The organism is Streptococcus entericus DSM 14446 (genome assembly GCF_000380025.1).
GTDB lineage: Bacteria > Bacillota > Bacilli > Lactobacillales > Streptococcaceae > Streptococcus > Streptococcus entericus.
In genome coordinates this window covers 24019-41239 of the sequence record NZ_KB904158.1, presented here as the reverse complement: position 1 = coordinate 41239, position 17221 = coordinate 24019, and the positions used below count along the sequence as shown (strand labels likewise).

Genomic DNA, 17221 nt, shown 5'->3' with positions numbered 1-17221 from the left:
TTATCTTTGGTCAGTGGGTATCCGCTTTCCAACAGTTTCTATAATAACCTTTTCCATGTCATCTGTCAAGTTTGAGCTCAGATTGATTTGTTTCTCCTCAAAGGGGTGAAAAAAACTCAGGGAATGACAGTGCAAGGCCTGCCGATGAATGCCATAGGATAAATTTCCTCCATACAAATCATCTCCCAGCAAAGGGTGACCAATGTGAGAAAAATGTACCCTAATCTGATGTGTACGCCCGGTATGGAGTTGAATATCCACCAACTTTACCGCTCCATAACGCCCAATCACTTGAAAGCTAGTATGGGCTGGCTTGCCAGAGTCATGAACCCGTCTGGTGATAATAGATTCCTCATCACGAGCAATCGGTGCTAAAATATCACCCTCATCTGGAAGTTCTGCTTCTCCTTCGACGAGGGCGTAATACCGCTTTTGGATAGTTTTGGACTGGAGCTGTTTGTCCAGCCTAGCATGCGCATAGCCGTGCTTGGCAAAGAGCATGAGCCCACTGGTGTCACGATCTAATCTGGTCACGATGTGCACTTGCTGATTAGGATAATTTTGGCTTACCAGATAATATTTGACAAAATTGGCGATGGTGTTGCTGTGAATGGCACTCGGTATGGACGCATAGCCAACAGGTTTATCAATGGCTAGAAAATGGTCATCTTCATAAACGATGGTCAGAGGGTGCTCGATAGCCACCAAATTTTCAAAAGCTACCTCATCAGGAATATCAACTGTTACCACATCTCCGATGGATAGTTGGTAAATCGCATTTTGTGCTTGCCCATTGACCCAAATCCCACCACCTCGGAACTTGATTTTTGCCAAAAGGCTTCGGGAAATATCTTGCGCCTTTAGAAAGGTCTTGACTTGACAGATCCTATCCGCGGTAAAGGTGAATCTCATCTATCCAAATCTCCTAAGAAGGCATCTTTAACCCGTTGCCAAAAACTGGTATGCCAAGGGGTCGAAACAAAATGAACCTTTTGAGGACTTATCTGATACTCTATTTTAACAATGTCCTTATAGGTATAGGTTTTGTTATCGACAGAAACGATGTAGCGCCCAGTTTTTTTAGGATAGACCTCAATATGGTCTTTTTTAGGCACAATCATCGATGAACCGATGCTACGGTAAACCCGATTGTTAATACTAGCAATCTCAGTCAGTTGAAGCGCCTCAATAGTCGGATGAAGAACTGCACCACCGAGTGATTTATTATAAGCTGTAGAACCAGTCGGAGTAGCCACTAATAGCCCATCACCACGAAAACGCTCTAATTTGACATTATGAACAAGCACATCAGCGACCATGGTTTTTTCAATCCGCTTAATGGTTGACTCATTGAGAGCAAGTCCGCGAATGCGCCTACCATCAGCTAAGGCGATGGAAACTTGAAGAACTGGATAAGAAATTTTCTCCCCTGTATCCTCGCGCAAAGTGGTAATCAATTCATCCACCTGATGTTCCAGATAGTCTGTGTAAAATCCCAAATGACCAGTATGGATACCAACAAATCGCACATGGTCTAACTCATTTTCATACGTGTGAAAGGCCGATAACAGAACCCCGTCACCACCGATAGTAATAACGATGTCGGGTGATTTTTTTGTCAGGTAAAACCGCTCATCCTCACGGAGTGTTGTAAATAATTTGTTGGCAATTTTCTTGCTTTGAAATTTATGGTTGGCAATGATTGCCACACGTTTAACGGTAGAATTCGTCTGTATCATCACTATTTCCAACCCCATCACTCAATGTTCCCACAACAGGGTCAAAGAGCAACTGAGCCTCTCTAATATCGTCTCTAATTTTACTCATTTCATCGTCCAACTCACGGGCAATTCGAGCGGTCACCTCCAAACGGTGGCGAATTTCATCTGGAAAATTACCTTGGTACTTGTAATTCAAGGAATGCTCAATCGTCGCCCAAAAGTTCATCGATAAGGTCCTGATTTGAATTTCAACATTGACCTCACGCCGACCTTTTATGGTTTCGACAGGATAGGTGACGATCACGTGATAAGAACGATAGCCACTGTCTTTCATATTAGCGATGTAGTCTTTTTCTAAAATCACCGTCATGTCTTGCCTTTGACGAAGGAGCTCAACAACCTTGTAAACATCGTCAACAAACTGTACCATGACACGTAAACCAGCAATGTCCTCGATACCTTCTGAAATGTCAGCTAGGTCAACCTCATAGCGCTCCATCTTTTCGACGATACTCTCCACAGACTTGACCCGACCCGTCACAAACTCAATAGGCGAATGTAAGCCCTGCTTACGAAACTGCTTGCGAATCCCCCTTAATTTAATCTTTAATTCCCCCACCGCTTGGATATATGGATCTAAAAATTCTTCCCATTCAAACATCTCGACACTCCTTTCATGTACAAGAGCTTCATTTTGTAGTAAAATGAACGTAACACTTTATTATACCACAGATTAGCTATTTTCGAGAGGAAAGTGATGACCAATTTAGAAATTGAATACAAGACACTGCTGACCATCGATGAGTTCAGACGACTAGATGGCCTGTATCAGCAATTCAAACCGATTCAACAAACAAACTACTACATAGACAGTGCAGACTTTATCCTCAAGTCAAAACGCCTGTCGCTTCGCATAAGAACTTACGTTGACCGTGCTGAGTTAACCTTGAAAATTCCTCAAGATATTGGAAATCTCGAATTTAACCAGTCGCTGGACTTAGAGACTGTCAAGTCCCTTAAACAAGAGTTTATCATACCTGATGGACTGATTAGAGACAAATTATTAGAAAAAAAGGTTCCTTTAGATGCACTCTCTATCTTGGGGCATTTGACCACCAGACGGCGAGAGGTTCCTTTGGACATCGGCTTGCTCGCTATTGACAGCAATATTTACGCTGACATCAAAGATTATGAGCTGGAACTTGAGGTGACTGATGCTGAGCAAGGACTAGCTGATTTTGAACGTTTCTTAGACAAACACCAAATCAACTTCAAGTACGCCAAAAGTAAAGTAGCACGATTTGCTAGCACCTTGAAAAAGAAATACTAGGAGGACAGCTATGCATCATTTAGGAACTTCTGAGATTGAAACGCAGCGGTTATTACTCAGACCATTGACCCTAGTTGACGCTGAACAGATGTACAAAAACTGGGCTAGCGATGAGGACGTTGCACGCTTCGTGACCTGGGACACCCACGCCAGTCTAGCAGACACTCGAGAACTCCTGTCTCTCTGGACCAAACAGTACGACAGGCCCGATTTTTATAACTGGGGCATGGTTATCAAGGAAACTGGACAGCTTATTGGCACCTTTAGTTTTGTGGCCGTCTCTGAACGAGACAGCATGGCAGAGCTCGGCTATTGTATCGGTAAACACTGGTGGAACAAGGGCTACGTTACAGAAGCTGGACAAGACCTGCTTGCCTTTGGTTTTAATGAGATGGGGCTTAACCGCATCCAGGCTGTTCATGATGTGCGCAATCCTGCTTCTGGGCGCGTGATGGAGAAACTAGGGATGACGCATGAAGGTGTGATGCGACAAGTACGGTTAGTCAAAGGAGTGCTTGTCACACTGGCGCTGTATGCTATCCTTGCAGAAGACGTTCAGAGGTCTTGAGATACAGCACAAGCTCCTGCTCCTAACAGGACAACGTGATATCACAAGTGCTTACGCAATACGTTTGTCTGCCAAATATCATGAATTTTTCTAAATATGTTCTAGTAAAAGGCTTGCCAGGTCACCTGTGGTGCAAGTCTTTTTCTTCGTGTGTTTGTCATCTTCTCCCAAGAAAAGATAAGACAAAATCAGATTTTTTTGGTAAAATAAAACTAATCGAAACAAAAGGAGTTGACTATGGCAGAGCGCTATGCTGATAAACAATTAAAACTTTTCTCCCTGACCTCAAACCCTGAGATTGCTGAAAAAATTGCTACCGCAGCAGGGATTCCCTTGGGGAAATTATCTTCGCGTCAATTTTCCGATGGGGAAATCATGATTAACATTGAAGAAAGTGTCCGCGGAGACGATATTTACATCATCCAGTCGACCAACAGTCCTGTCAATGACTACCTCTGGGAACTCTTGATTATGATTGATGCCTGCAAGCGAGCCAGTGCCAATTCGATTAACGTGGTTTTGCCATACTTTGGCTACTCTCGTCAAGACCGTATCGCCAAAGACCGTGAACCGATTACTGCCAAGCTTGTTGCTAATATGCTGGTTAAGGCTGGTGTCGATCGCGTCTTAACACTTGATTTGCACGCCGTGCAAATCCAAGGATTTTTTGATGTGCCAGTAGATAACCTCCTAACTGCTCCGCTATTTGCCAAACACTACATCGATATGGGGCTAAGGGGCGATGAGGTGGTCGTGGTAAGTCCTAAAAACTCTGGTATCCGTAGGGCAAGGGCACTGGCTGAAGTTCTTGAAGCACCTTTAGCCATTATCGACTATGCTCAAGATGATGCGATGCGTGAAGAAGGCTATATCATCGGAGATGTTGCTGGTAAGCAAGCTATTTTGATTGACGATATTTTGAATACTGGTAAGACCTTTGCGGAAGCTGCCAAAATTGTCGAACGTGGTGGAGCGACAGAAATTTACGCTGTGGCTAGCCATGGCTTGTTTGCTGGCGGTGCAGCTGAAATTCTTAATGCTGCTCCGATTAAAGAAATCTTAGTGACCGACTCTGTTAAGACAAAAGAAAAAGTGCCAGAACACATCACTTATTTGACGGCTAGTGAGCTCATTGCCGATGCCATTATCCGCATCCACGAACGTCAACCACTCAGCCCTCTCTTTGTCTACCATGACGATGAGGATACGGATTACTAAGATGATTTATCTAGATTATGCCGCAACCAGCCCCTTGTCAGAAGCTGCCATCCAAGCGATGACGACCACCATGTCTGAAACTTTTGGCAACCCATCTAGCTTACACGCTCTTGGACGACAGGCAAGCAAATTACTAAGGGAAAGCCGGCAGTTACTTGCACAGTTGCTTGGCGCTAATGCTGATGCGTTTATTTTCACCTCTGGTGGAACAGAAAGCAATAACCTCGCCCTCAAAGGCTATGCTTTAGCTAATCAAAACAAAGGTAAACATATCATTTCCAGTCAGATGGAGCACCATGCTGTACTTGATGTCTTGGCTTATCTACAGGAACGTTTTGACTTTGACGTAACGCTCTTACCACCATCTGAGGACGGTACGATTTCTCCTCAACAGGTTGAGGAAGCCTTACGACCTGATACCATTTTAGTCAGCATCATGTGGGCCAATAATGAAACTGGGCATCTCAATCCTATCCGTGAAATAGGCAACCTTTTAGCCAACCATCAAGCCGTTTTTCATGTGGATGCTGTTCAAGTCGTTGGTAAACTACCGATTTCCCTAAATCATTTACCGATTGACTTCCTCTCTGCTTCTGCTCATAAATTTTATGGGCCAAAGGGTGTCGGTTTTCTCTATGCTAAAACAAAGGCATTTGACAAACTCCTACACGGTGGCAATCAAGAAGCCGGTCGCAGAGCCTCAACTGAAAACTTAATCGGCATCTCAGGGATGGTTGCTGCCCTAGCAGCTTGCACGGAACAACTAGAGCAACATCTAGCTACTGTTCACCATCTCAAACAGGAATTATTGCAACAACTGAATCATCCGCGCATCACGTTAAACAGTCCTGACGAGGCCTTGCCACACGTGATTAACTTATCAATTGATGGAGCTAACAACGCCCTGCTGCTCACCCAAATGGATTTGGCAGGTTTTGCCATCTCAAGTGGCTCAGCCTGCACTGCTGGGAATGTCGAACCCAGCCATGTCTTAATCGCCCTATACGGTGACAAGTCCCCAAAAATCACACAGTCAATCCGCATCAGCCTGTCTCATCACACCACCTTAGAAGAGATAACCGCTTTTGCCACTACCTTAAAGAAAGTAATTGGATAACTTATGGCTTTTGAACAAACTATTTCATTAAAAGATTGCAAGTACCGCTATACCATCAACCCAGCGGTCAAGCCCTATACCTTACGAGACACAACCTTTACCCAAACCAAAGTCGGCAATTATGAACTCACCCGTTTGTTGGAGGAGTTGCCCAATTCAGGTAATGGTTTTCCGCTCAAGCTCATCATCAATGCTGATTTGACCGGAGCCAAGCTGAACATCACTGACCGTTCTGGTCTTCGTTTGGTTAATATTTTCAAAAATCCTGAGCACAAAATGCATCAAGACAAGTTCTACTTTTTGATGGATAGCTTAGTGGAACGTGGTATTTTTACTAAAACAGAACAATAGAAAGGTGACAACATGTTAGTTATTACTTACCTCAACTCGTCACAACAACCCTTTGAGCTCAAATATGACAGCTATGAGGACTATGAGCGTTCTCAATTGACCTGCTCTGCACCATTAGCTGACCATTACAAGGTCACCAAAGTTACCTTAAACGGTCATGACATCGACTATACTGGTCAATTTGGCGACCTCTACTTCTACCTGATGAAACTGGACAGAAGTCAATATAATTAGTAAATAGGCTGGGACTTTTTGTCCCAGCCTATTTAACATTAATCCTATTCGATATTTAAACAAAACACAGTACCCTATGCTTCCATCTTTTAAGATTTAGACTGTCCTACTAGACCGTGCAAGGCTTTGACAACGACGTTTTTTTAGCTGACCTAGTTCTATATCGCTTATTTTTACTGTCTATAAAGTTTGCCATTTCGAAGTAAATAAGTAACGTGACATAAGTCAGAAATATTTTCTGAGATATGGGAAGTCATAATGACCAATCGGTCAGCTGCTTGTCCATAAGAACGGATAAGGTCCTTTGTCAAGGCTACACTTTGCTCATCCAAAGCGTTCATCAGCTCATCTAAGAGCAAAATCTTTGGCTGATGGATAAAAGCTTGAATAAGCGCTAGCTTTTGCTTGGTTCCCAAGGAGAGATTTTTATAAGCGATTGTCTTAAATTTTCCTAGACCATAATAATCAATCCAGTAGTCGATGCTCTCGTCTGTAATCTTGGGAGAGAGGTGTTTTAAGAGTTTCAAGTTCTCTAGCAAGGTCAGATAAGGTAAACATTCGACATGTTCAATTACCAATACAACTTTGTGAATTTTAACGTTGCTTTTTTCACAAACTTTATTTATAATAGGACATAGATTATGTTTAAGGAGCTTGTGATGTCAGATAAGACGATTCCAAATGCGACAGCTAAACGACTGTCTCTGTATTACCGTATTTTCAAACGATTTAATGCTGAAAAAATCGAACGCGCCAACTCTAAGCAAATTGCCGAAGCTATGGGGATTGACTCTGCGACTGTTCGCCGTGATTTCTCTTACTTTGGTGAACTGGGGCGCCGTGGTTTTGGCTATGATGTCAAAAAATTGACCGATTTCTTTGCAGATATTCTCAACGACAAGGCCGTGACAAACGTGTTGATTGTCGGTGTTGGAAATATCGGTAGGGCTCTCTTGCACTACCGTTTCCATGACCGCAACAAGATGAAAATTACCATGGCATTTGATACCGACGAGAATCCAATGGTCGGAGGAACCATTGGTGACCATGTTCCGATTTACGGGATTTCAGACATCAAAAAACATCTGATGGGCACAGATATTGAGACTGCTATTTTGACTGTTCCAAGTGTGAAGTCACAAGAAATTGCAGATATTTTAGTCGATGCTGGTATTAAAGGCATCCTGTCTTTCTCACCAGTTAATCTCGATGTCCCTGATGACGTGATTGTCCAGTATGTGGACTTAACGAGCGAACTTCAAACCTTGCTCTACTTTATGAACCGTCAAAAAGAGAGTTAAGCCTCTCCTGACAAAAGGAGTGTGACGCCTATCACCCCAAGGCTGATAAGAGCGTCCTACTCCTTTTTAGTTTATATTTTCCTATCACTGTTATCATAAATCGCTATTTTACAGACGTCAACTCTTATGCTATACTGGACAAATAACTCACAAGATAAGGATAATTTATGACAAAACCTCTCATCGGTATTTTTGCCAATCAACGCCTCAACACCGCACTTGATAATATTCCGTGGACCTATGTCCCAACAGGGTTTGCTAAAGGGGTTGAAAAAGTTGGCGGTATTCCTCTCGTCTTTCCAATGACCACACAAGACGATCTTCTATCAACTTATGTGCAGTTGGTTGATAAACTCATTCTCATTGGTGGGCAAAATATTGACCCTAAATTCTACGGGCAAGAAAAAGATGCCTTTGAAAATGACTACAGTTTGGAACGTGACCTCTGCGAGTTGAAAATCATCGCGTTAGCCAGACAACACCAGAAACCTCTGTTTACGGTTTGCCGTGGTACTCAACTGGTCAATGTCGCTCTTGGTGGCAATCTCCATCAAGATATTGCTAGCCACTGGCAAAGTGACTTGCCTCATGTCAAGACACACCAGATTGCGATTGAACAGGATTCTTTGCTGGGCAAGGTCTATGGGCAACGTGCGCACATCAATTCTTATCATCGTCAAGCCATTAACAGGCTCGCTGATGGCTTACGCGTGGTGGCACGTGCTGTGGATGACCAAACTATCGAAGCTGTCGAGTCTAGCCTGCCGAATTTCCGTTTCCTAGGCGTCCAGTGGCACCCCGAGTTGCTGCACGAGGTCAGCCAAGAAGACGAGCGGTTGTTTGATTACGTCGTTAACCAATTATAAATACCTGTGACTGGATTATCTATTCAGTCACATTTTTTTCAATGGCAGTTAGATTAGTCAAGATAAAAAAGCGTAAGGACCATGACTTAACAGCCTTATTGGCTGCTTTTACTGGCTATTACGTCTGATCCCCTTCCAGATTTTAGGGATGAGACTTGACAGTTGAAGAACACCAGCCACTTTGAAAGGGTATCACGATAAGACTAATTAGGTTCAAAAGGTTTCTTGTTTAGTTTAAAACATCTCCTTCTTCTCTAAAGCTATAATACTGTCGTTTACCCACAATCAGATGATCTAGCAGAATAACCCCCAAATCATCACAGCAGCGTTTTAATTTTTGGGTGAATTGTTTGTCCTCAGGACTAGGTCTGCAGACACCGGATGGGTGATTGTGAATAACAATGACTGACGTCGCCATGCTACGGCAAGCATGGTAGAGAATTTCCCTCGGTTCAGCAACGGAACGCCTCACACCACCAATAAAAACGGTCTCGCGATGGATAATCTTATTTTGACTGTCCAGATAAAGAGCTACTAAATGCTCCTGCTTCTTATCTCCTAGCTCTGCCATCATTTTCTTAGCTAACCCTTGACTGCTGAGAACACGATCTAGGCGAGTAAATTCAGCATCTTTGATGCGGCTAGCAAGCTCGATAATCGCCTTGAACTCAATCGCTTTGACTTGCCCGATGCCTGGCAAGGCTTGTAATTCTTGAACAGATAAGGTTTTTAGATCAGCCAGATTGGTCAAGCGCGCCAGGATTTGATTAGCAATATTAAAAACAGGTTCGCCTCGTGTGCCTGTTCGCAGCAAGATAGCTAGCAACTCTTGATTGCTCAGCTGTTCAGCACCGTAAGCTAACAATCGCTCTCTGGGTAGTAAAGGGGCCTGCGCAAATTCAACAGAATACATAAAAATTCCTCCACACGATTATTCGCAATGGAGGACTGATTTTAAGACAAGGTGGTCTTATTTTTTTTATGAATGTAATCTTTCAAGATTTGATAACAACTAGCTGCGACCGGAACAGCAACTAGCATACCTAAAATCCCTGCAACAGCACCACCGATAGTGATCGCAACCAGCACCCAAATGGCAGGTAGACCGATTGACTCGCCCACCACACGTGGGTAGATAAGGTTGCCCTCGAATTGTTGGAGCAAGACTACAAAAATAACAAAGATAATCGCCTGTTGAACAGACTGGGTCAAAATCAGGATGGTCCCGATGGTTACTCCAATATAAGCACCAACAACCGGGATAATCGCTGTAAAGGCAATCAGAAGGCTAATCGTCCCTGCATAAGGGAGTTTCAAGAGACTCATGCCTATAAAGGTCAAACTCCCCAAAATCACCGCTTCTAAGCTCTGACTGACAAAAAAGCCACGAAACCGCTGGTCAAAGATGCCAATCAAATAGTAAATGGTCTTAGCAAATTTTCCGGTGAAGGTATCAATCAGCAAGGAAAACTGGCGTCCCAAACTCTCTTTACTTGCCAGAACATAGATGGAAAAAATTAAACTGATAAAAACAGTCATGACAGTGTTCGCAATGGAGGTAGCAGACGTCAACATGCTGGTTAAAATGTTTAAGACCTGATTCAGGAGTTGCTGACTATAATTAGCAATCTGCTGGCTCAAATCCGTATTCGCACCCGTTTTTTCAAGCAACTCTTGCACCCACGGTTTCTCCTGCAGATCAGCAATCACCTCTCTAATATGGTCAATATCCACTGTTAGTAAGGTCTTAATACTTGAAATCAAATCGGGCAAAACCACGCTAAAAATGATGAACACGAGTAAGATGAAACTGAGATAAGACAGTAAAAGAGAGACCGACTGTCGCCACTTAGGGGCTTTTTGTTTAAAAAGAATCTGCCATAATTTCTCATAGGCTTTCATGACAATATTGACAATATAAGCAATACCAGCTCCTAGCAAGAAGGGCTGTGCAGCCTTGAAGCCTGTATCAACTAAGCCTGCCGCACTTGACCAATAGGTCCATAGCAAAAAGCAAGATAAAAAAGATAGAAAAACAGTTAGCACAACTGATTTATTAAAATTCATAGCATCTCCTTCACACTTAAATTTTAGTGAGCACTTCTCGTTCAATAACGCTCAGAACGCCATGATCACGATGATTTGGCGCTAGAAAATGAGCTGCTTCTTTCACTGCATCTGGAGCATTGTCCATTGCATAGGAATGATGAGCCAGTTGAAGCATTTCAATATCATTGCCCCCATCACCAAATGCCATGAGGTCTTCTGCTGAAACACCCCATTTATCCAAGAGATGTTGCAGACCCCAAGCCTTGTGTAAACCTGTTTCGATAACGTCAACTGATCCATATCCGCTGGTTGTGGCAGTCAAATTTCCTGAGAAATGAGTGTTAAAGCCCGTAATGATGTCATCACACTGTTCTTCTGGTAACATCATACCCAGTTTTAAGATCGGTTCATCAGGCAACTCAGAAAAACTGGTCAAACGTTTGATGCGAGATAAAAAGAGCGCCATTTGTTCAGCTTCGATAGCGAAATGATTAAACGGAAAATGAGCATTTTCCAACAGATAAAGACCGTTTGCAGTGGTGATAGAAATGCAATAATCAGACTGCTTGTCCTGATAATAAGCTAGAAAATCAGCAACTAACTGCCTGTCCATTGTCCTGCGCACCAGCTCTTCACCACGATCAATCACATGACACCCATTGTCTGCAACAAAGGCAATCCTATCTAAAAAACCCTCAAACATCAAGGACAAACGTCCCATATTATTCCCACTAGCCACAACAAATCGGATGTCTTGATGATCTAGCTCTTTTAAGACTGTTTCAAATCGTTCACGATCATAAAGTCCCCTATGATCTAAAAATGTGCCATCCATATCTGTTGCAATTACCTTAACCATACTCTATCCTTCTTTTCAACTCATACAACTAACATAGCTATTTAGTTAACTAACATTATACCACACAAGTGAAAAAAGCGTGCCAGTTGGCACACCATAAACACTAATATTTATCTGCTTGGCTCATCGTACATGTATTGGTGTTTCCTGAGTTAGGTAAAGGTAATACTGATCACCAACCTTGATGATATGCCCATCAGCCACGTCACTAACGATATCCTCTTGCTTTAAGACATAGGCAGGATCATTTAGTACTAAATCTTTACTAATCAACGCTTCAAAACCTACCTTACCATTGTAAAAGTGGTAGTGGTCACCGTGACTTGTGACATACCCCTCATCTGTCACCTGCACCACAATCTGCTCTGCGTGATTCCCTTCAGCTTCTGCCACGTCTTCTGGACTTAACTGACTGTCCTTCTCCTGGGAAATAGCTGAGCTGGTTGCTGTTGATTCAACATAGGAGACACGATGATTAGCTGACTCTTGAGAACAAGCTGTCAACACCAGCAAGCAAACCAATGGTAAAAACTTAAACAAATTATATTTCATTCTTCCTCCGTCGCTAAAACATCTGCTAAAATCGTCAAATTAGCCTCTAAATTCTCTAAAAACGTCAAATCATTCTTAGGATCTGCTTCCAAGGTGTTCAACTCCTTAAATTGAACTGCTGTTGAGGTTGCCAAGGATTTTGCTAATTTGTCCGAAACTCCTTGTTCAACAAAAATCGTCTTAACCCCGTAGGTTGTGATGAATTCTTTGATCTCCGCCAGCTGACGAGGACTAGGCTCTTGAGCAGACACGCCCGTGATACCAAGTTGTTTCAAACCAAAGCGTCTGGCAGTATAGGAGAACGCCGTGTGCTGGGTAACAAAGGTTTTTTGTCGACTACTCTCAAATCGCTGCTGGAATGTCTCAGCCAGAACATCAGCCTTATCTTTGAGAGCCTGAGCATTTTCTTCATAAACGAGACGATTGCTGGGATCAATCTGACTGAGTTGCTCTGCTATGGCCAGGGCTTCCTGACCAACCAAGACAGGGTCTAACCAAGTATGTGGATCATAGAGGCTACTGTCATCCATCCCTTCCTTAACAACAAACTTTTCTAAACCCTCAACCCGCTCTAGTGGCAAGGTTTTGGATACCTCTAACACACGAACCGAGGAACCTTTCAAATTGGGGTCCAATCGACCAGCCCAACTCTCTAAAATGTGGGAGTGGTAAATAAAAACATCGGCATCATAAATGGCTCGGACGTCACTCACAGAAGGCTCAAAATCGTGGATACCTGCTGCTGAGTTAATCATGCGAACATCGTTAATGTCCCCAGATACTTCACTGACCAAGGCGTACATGGGGTAAAAACTAGTGACAATCTTTAGCCCTTTTTTCTCAATATTCTGATCTGGCTGAGCACTGCAACCAACTAAAGCAATTAAACTAACCAAATAAAAAAACCAGCGCACGCGGGATGCCATCATCTTCTCCTTAATCAGTAAACTACCAGTTAAGAATAGTGTACCAGCTCCCCAAACAAATGTCAATCAGAAAAACAGCCCAACTAGAGGATGGTGATGGCTAACCATCTCAATCTTGTTGAGCTGCTGTTTAGTAATCCTGTTCTTTTTTGGATAGGGAAAGGGCTACAGGTTAAACTGGTGACGACAAGGCTAGCTAGCAATGTCGTCACAAATCTCGTTCTAAACGGATCACCCTTAATAAACTTAATCAAGTGTTCGATGCGATCTTAACCTTAGGCTGTTAATAGATTTCAGCAGCTAGATAAAATTGGTTTTGCTGCTAGTCCTATTTCCGATACATCTTAAATTGTAGGAACAAATCGTTATAGATGCCCAGCCATTTCTGACCAAGGTTATCGTAAACTTCTAGCTTTTCAACGGTTTCCTGACTAGGGTAAAAGGCCTCGTCCTCAGTAATCTCAGCAGGCAAAAGTGCCTTTGCCTTGGTATTTGGTGTGGCGTAACCGATATACTCCGCATTCTGGGCGGCCACTTCTGGTCGCAACATGAAATTGATAAAGGCATAGGCTTCTTCTTCGTGTTTGACCGTTTTAGGGATAACAAGATTATCAAACCAGAGGTTGGAGCCTTCGCTTGGGACCACATAAACCAAGTCCTCGTTGGCATCCAGCATCTCACTGGCCTCTCCTGAGAAGGTCACGCCAATAGCTGCATCCCCCTGAATCATATACCCCTTGAGCTCATCAGCCACGATGGCCTTGATGTTTGGTGTCAGCTGGTTGAGCCGCTCAGCAACAGCTGTCAGCTCTGCCATGTTCTTTGAATTAAGACTATGGCCCATGCTGTTCAGCCCGAAGCCCATGACCTCACGCGCCCCGTCCACCAGAATAATGCTGTTTTCAAAGTCAGGATTCCAGAGATCCTCCCAGTGAGCGATTTCCTCATCAATCAGGCTAGTATTGTAAATAATCCCTACCGTTCCCCAAAAATAAGGAATGGAGTAGTCATTACTTTCATCGAAACTCTTGCCCAAAAACTCCTGACCGATGTGCTCTAGCCCCTCCAGTTTAGACTTATCCAGCTTGACCAAAAGGTCCTCGCGCCGCATCTTGTCAATCATGTAGTCACTCGGCACCGCGATATCATAGGTTGTCCCACCCTGCTTGATCTTAGTGTACATGGCTTCGTTACTGTCAAAGGTCTCATACTGCACCTGGATGCCTGTCTCTTCAGTAAACTGCTCCAACAACTCAGGGTCGATGTAGTCCCCCCAGTTATAGACCACTAGCTTATTGCCGCCTGTATCATTGGTCTTTTTCATCACGAGACTGATGGAAAATAGCAGAGCGACGATGGCGATAACACCCCCTAAAAAGGCATATAATCTACGCATGCTTGTCCTCCTTCTCTTGAGAGATAAAGTAGTAGCCAATCACCAGCAAGATGCTAAAGAGAAAGACGATGGTTGACAGGGCATTGATTTCAAGTGAAATCCCCTTACGCGCCCGAGAGTAAATCTCCACAGCCAAGGTCGAAAACCCATTTCCTGTCAAAAAGAAGGTCACCGCAAAATCATCCAGCGAGTAAGTAAAGGCCATAAAGTAGCCGGCTATAATCCCTGGGGTCAAATAAGGCAACATGACTTCTTTCATCATCTGAAAACGGCTTGCCCCAAGGTCATAGGCAGCGTTAATCATGTCAGCATTCATTTCTTTCAAACGCGGCAGAACCATGAGCACCACGATAGGAATCGAAAAGGCCACATGGCTCAGCAAGACAGAGACCATCCCCAGCTGAAACCCTAAAAAGGTAAAGAGCAAGAGAAAACTCGCTCCAATCATGACATCAGGCGCAACCATGAGCACGTTATTAGCAGCCAGAAGAGCATTTTGCGACGACTGTCGCAGCTGGTAGATGGTGATAGCCCCAAAGGTGCCAATCACCGTCGCTAAGAGAGCACTCAGAAAAGCCAGGAAAAAGGTCTCCACCAAAATCAACATGAGCCGACTGTCGCCAAACATGGTACCGTAGTGCTCCAAGGTCAGCCCAGAAAAGGCATTCATGTCCCCCCCAGCATTGAAAGAATAAACAATCAAGTAAACAATAGGGGCATAGAGAGTGACAAAGACTAAACCCAGATAAAGATTTGCTAATTTTTTCATTTCCGTCTCTCCTTTGTCACCCACATGGTCAAAATCATAGCCACAATCAGAACGACTCCGATGGTTGAACCCATCCCCTTGTTCTGCGTGGTCAAGAAGTGTTGTTCAATAGCCGTTCCCAGCGTAATCACTCGGTTACCACCAATCAGGCGGGTCAACATAAACAAGCTCAGACTTGGGATAAAAACCGATTGAACCCCTGATCGGACGCCATTAAGCGATAAGGGAAAGATGATCTTGCTAAAGGTCTGCACCTCGTTAGCGCCAAGATCTCGACTGGCATTGACCAAGTTCTGGTCAAGGTCGTCTAAGGCGTTAAAAATCGGCAAAATCATAAAGGGCAGCTCGATATAGCTAGCCACAAAAATGAAGGAAAAATCCGTAAACAAGATCTGCTGGGGACCAATCCCAATAAAGCTCAAAAAGCTGTTAATTCCTCCCTGCTGACCGAAAATCCCCATAAAAGCGTAAGCTTTTAGCAAGAGATTAACCCAAGTCGGCAAGATAACCAGCATGAGCCAGAGTTGCTTGTGCTTGAGCTTGGTCAAGAGGTAAGCTAAAGGATAGGCGATGACTAGGGTAATCAGGGTGATGACACCAGCGTAGAAGACCGAGTTAAAACTCATCCGCAGGTAGGTGTTACTGCTGAAAAAGGTCTGATAGTTGGCAAGTCCAAAGTTCCCTTGCACATCAAAGAGTGACTGCCAAAAAATCAAGGCAACAGGCGCAACAACAAAGAGAACCAGCCAAAGGTAGTAAGGCACAGCCAGGAAACTAGAGGTTTTCTTCATGACGTTCCTCCTCAATAGCATTGATGAGACCGTCCTCAACCTCCTCGACCTCGACATACTCCTCGATACGAGCATCAAACTCTTCTTCTGTCTCGTTGAGACGCATGATGTGGATGTCTTCTGGCTCAAAGTCTAGCCCAATGACCTCCCCGACAATAGCCTTTCTGGTCGAATGAATCATCCATTCGTTACCGAGGTCATCATAGGCGATAATTTCATAGTGAACCCCTCGAAAGAGCTGGGTATCAACCTTAACCTGCAACTTGCCCTCTTCTGGCAGGGTAATCTGCAAATCCTCTGGACGGATGACCACCTCAACAGGTTCATTAGGGCGCATCCCTCCGTCCACAGCTTCAAATTGCTTGCCGTTAAATTCCACCAAATAGTCCTTAATCATGGTAGCAGGCAAGATATTGGATTCGCCGATGAAAGTTGCCACAAAGTTGTTGATGGGCTCGTCGTAGATGTCAACTGGCGTTCCTGATTGGACAATCTCGCCTTCGTTCATAATAAAAATCCAGTCACTCATGGCAAGCGCCTCTTCCTGATCATGGGTGACAAACACAAAGGTGATGCCTAGACGCTGCTGGAGCTCACGGAGCTCATACTGCATCTCCGTCCGCAATTTCAAATCAAGAGCTGATAGGGGCTCATCTAGGAGCACCACCCGCGGTTGATTGATAATGGCACGGGCGATGGCTACCCGCTGGCGCTGACCGCCAGACAATTTCTGAATAGGTCGCTTATCATAGCCCTCCAGACGCACCATTTTCAGGGCTTCTGCCACACGGCGGTCAATCTCATCCTTGTCCACCTTTTTCAGCTTGAGCGGAAAAGCCACATTTTCATAGACGTTCATGTGGGGGAAGAGGGCATAGTTTTGGAAAACGGTGTGGACATCCCGCTTGTTGATTGGGACATCGTTAATCCGCTTGCCATCCAAATAGACATCACCGCTAGTCGCGTCAAGAAGTCCTGCAATGATGTTCAGTATGGTTGATTTTCCTGAACCAGAAGCCCCCAAAAGGGTATAGAACTTCCCTTCTTCTAGTTCAAAATTAATATTTTTCAGCACCTGCGTACCACTGTCCTCGAATGTCTTGGTGACATTCTTAAAGGCGATAATCGGTTGTGTCACTGCCTGTTTTCCTCACTTTGTCTTATTTCTATCGG

21 protein-coding genes are annotated in these 17221 nt (G+C 44.0%); 8 read left to right on the top strand and 13 right to left on the bottom strand.

Annotation, left to right across the window (positions count from 1 at the left end):
• The 3 genes from A3GW_RS0103260 to A3GW_RS0103250 are packed head-to-tail and all read right to left on the bottom strand — an operon-like array spanning position 1 to position 2382.
• Positions 1-912 (bottom strand): RluA family pseudouridine synthase, encoded by a 912-nt coding sequence (locus A3GW_RS0103260; RefSeq protein ID WP_018367892.1) that lies wholly within the window; start codon positions 910-912, stop codon positions 1-3.
• A complete protein-coding gene (locus tag A3GW_RS0103255; RefSeq protein ID WP_018367891.1) occupies positions 909-1739 on the bottom strand; it encodes an NAD kinase in 831 nt (276 codons plus the stop codon). The genes A3GW_RS0103260 and A3GW_RS0103255 overlap by 4 nt, the downstream gene beginning before the upstream one ends.
• A complete protein-coding gene (locus A3GW_RS0103250; RefSeq protein WP_018367890.1) occupies positions 1714-2382 on the bottom strand; it encodes a GTP pyrophosphokinase in 669 nt (222 codons plus the stop codon). Before A3GW_RS0103250 ends, A3GW_RS0103255 begins: the two co-directional genes overlap by 26 nt.
• A gap of 96 nt (positions 2383-2478) precedes the next feature.
• Between A3GW_RS0103250 and A3GW_RS0103245 the strand changes: the two genes are divergently transcribed.
• From A3GW_RS0103245 to A3GW_RS0103220, 6 genes are all read left to right on the top strand, one after another.
• Positions 2479-3051, top strand: a complete 573-nt coding sequence (locus tag A3GW_RS0103245) for a CYTH domain-containing protein (protein ID WP_018367889.1) — start codon at positions 2479-2481, stop codon at positions 3049-3051.
• Positions 3052-3061: 10 nt separating this feature from the next.
• Positions 3062-3619 carry a GNAT family N-acetyltransferase gene (locus A3GW_RS0103240; RefSeq protein WP_018367888.1) on the top strand — a complete coding sequence of 186 codons (558 nt, stop codon included), beginning with the start codon at positions 3062-3064 and terminating at the stop codon, positions 3617-3619.
• Positions 3620-3856: 237 nt separating this feature from the next.
• Positions 3857-4837, top strand: coding sequence for a ribose-phosphate diphosphokinase (locus A3GW_RS0103235; protein ID WP_018367887.1), 981 nt, complete (start codon positions 3857-3859; stop codon positions 4835-4837).
• Position 4838: 1 nt separating this feature from the next.
• Positions 4839-5954, top strand: coding sequence for a cysteine desulfurase family protein (locus A3GW_RS0103230; RefSeq protein WP_018367886.1), 1116 nt, complete (start codon positions 4839-4841; stop codon positions 5952-5954).
• A 3-nt stretch (positions 5955-5957) separates the two neighbouring features.
• The gene (locus A3GW_RS12015) at positions 5958-6305 is read left to right on the top strand and encodes a DUF1831 domain-containing protein (protein WP_018367885.1); all 348 of its coding nucleotides are present in this window, start codon (positions 5958-5960) and stop codon (positions 6303-6305) included.
• A 12-nt stretch (positions 6306-6317) separates the two neighbouring features.
• On the top strand, positions 6318-6539 hold the full coding sequence (locus A3GW_RS0103220) for a DUF4649 family protein (RefSeq protein ID WP_018367884.1): 222 nt from the start codon (positions 6318-6320) through the stop codon (positions 6537-6539).
• 173 nt (positions 6540-6712) lie between these two features.
• On the opposite strand, the gene A3GW_RS10735 is transcribed toward A3GW_RS0103220, so the two are convergent.
• Positions 6713-7117: an ATP-binding cassette domain-containing protein gene (locus A3GW_RS10735; RefSeq protein WP_051070793.1), complete on the bottom strand. Its 405-nt coding sequence runs from the start codon at positions 7115-7117 to the stop codon at positions 6713-6715.
• Positions 7118-7198: 81 nt separating this feature from the next.
• On the opposite strand from A3GW_RS10735, the gene A3GW_RS0103210 reads away from it, so the two are divergent.
• Both A3GW_RS0103210 and A3GW_RS0103205 read left to right on the top strand, forming a co-directional pair.
• Positions 7199-7840 (top strand): redox-sensing transcriptional repressor Rex, encoded by a 642-nt coding sequence (locus tag A3GW_RS0103210; RefSeq protein ID WP_018367882.1) that lies wholly within the window; start codon positions 7199-7201, stop codon positions 7838-7840.
• 167 nt (positions 7841-8007) lie between these two features.
• Entirely contained in the window at positions 8008-8706 is a 699-nt protein-coding gene (locus tag A3GW_RS0103205) for a gamma-glutamyl-gamma-aminobutyrate hydrolase family protein (RefSeq protein WP_018367881.1), read from the top strand.
• 229 nt (positions 8707-8935) lie between these two features.
• Here A3GW_RS0103205 and radC read toward each other — a convergent pair whose 3' ends face one another.
• The 9 genes from radC to A3GW_RS0103160 all read right to left on the bottom strand — a co-directional run bounded on the left by radC (position 8936) and on the right by A3GW_RS0103160 (position 17186).
• Positions 8936-9619, bottom strand: coding sequence for a RadC family protein (gene radC / locus A3GW_RS0103200; RefSeq protein ID WP_018367880.1), 684 nt, complete (start codon positions 9617-9619; stop codon positions 8936-8938).
• A gap of 41 nt (positions 9620-9660) precedes the next feature.
• On the bottom strand, positions 9661-10773 hold the full coding sequence (locus A3GW_RS0103195; protein ID WP_018367879.1) for an AI-2E family transporter: 1113 nt from the start codon (positions 10771-10773) through the stop codon (positions 9661-9663).
• Positions 10774-10789: 16 nt separating this feature from the next.
• Entirely contained in the window at positions 10790-11614 is an 825-nt protein-coding gene (locus A3GW_RS0103190; RefSeq protein WP_018367878.1) for a Cof-type HAD-IIB family hydrolase, read from the bottom strand.
• Positions 11615-11737: 123 nt separating this feature from the next.
• Entirely contained in the window at positions 11738-12166 is a 429-nt protein-coding gene (locus tag A3GW_RS0103185; RefSeq protein WP_018367877.1) for a pneumococcal-type histidine triad protein, read from the bottom strand.
• Complete coding sequence (locus A3GW_RS0103180; RefSeq protein WP_018367876.1) at positions 12163-13092, bottom strand: metal ABC transporter solute-binding protein, Zn/Mn family; 930 nt, start codon at positions 13090-13092, stop codon at positions 12163-12165. The genes A3GW_RS0103185 and A3GW_RS0103180 overlap by 4 nt, the downstream gene beginning before the upstream one ends.
• A gap of 328 nt (positions 13093-13420) precedes the next feature.
• Positions 13421-14488 carry an ABC transporter substrate-binding protein gene (locus A3GW_RS0103175; protein WP_018367875.1) on the bottom strand — a complete coding sequence of 356 codons (1068 nt, stop codon included), beginning with the start codon at positions 14486-14488 and terminating at the stop codon, positions 13421-13423.
• Positions 14481-15257, bottom strand: coding sequence for an ABC transporter permease (locus A3GW_RS0103170; protein ID WP_018367874.1), 777 nt, complete (start codon positions 15255-15257; stop codon positions 14481-14483). Before A3GW_RS0103170 ends, A3GW_RS0103175 begins: the two co-directional genes overlap by 8 nt.
• Entirely contained in the window at positions 15254-16048 is a 795-nt protein-coding gene (locus A3GW_RS0103165) for an ABC transporter permease (RefSeq protein ID WP_018367873.1), read from the bottom strand. The genes A3GW_RS0103170 and A3GW_RS0103165 overlap by 4 nt, the downstream gene beginning before the upstream one ends.
• Entirely contained in the window at positions 16032-17186 is a 1155-nt protein-coding gene (locus A3GW_RS0103160; protein WP_018367872.1) for an ABC transporter ATP-binding protein, read from the bottom strand. Before A3GW_RS0103160 ends, A3GW_RS0103165 begins: the two co-directional genes overlap by 17 nt.
• Positions 17187-17221: the final 35 nt, after the last annotated feature.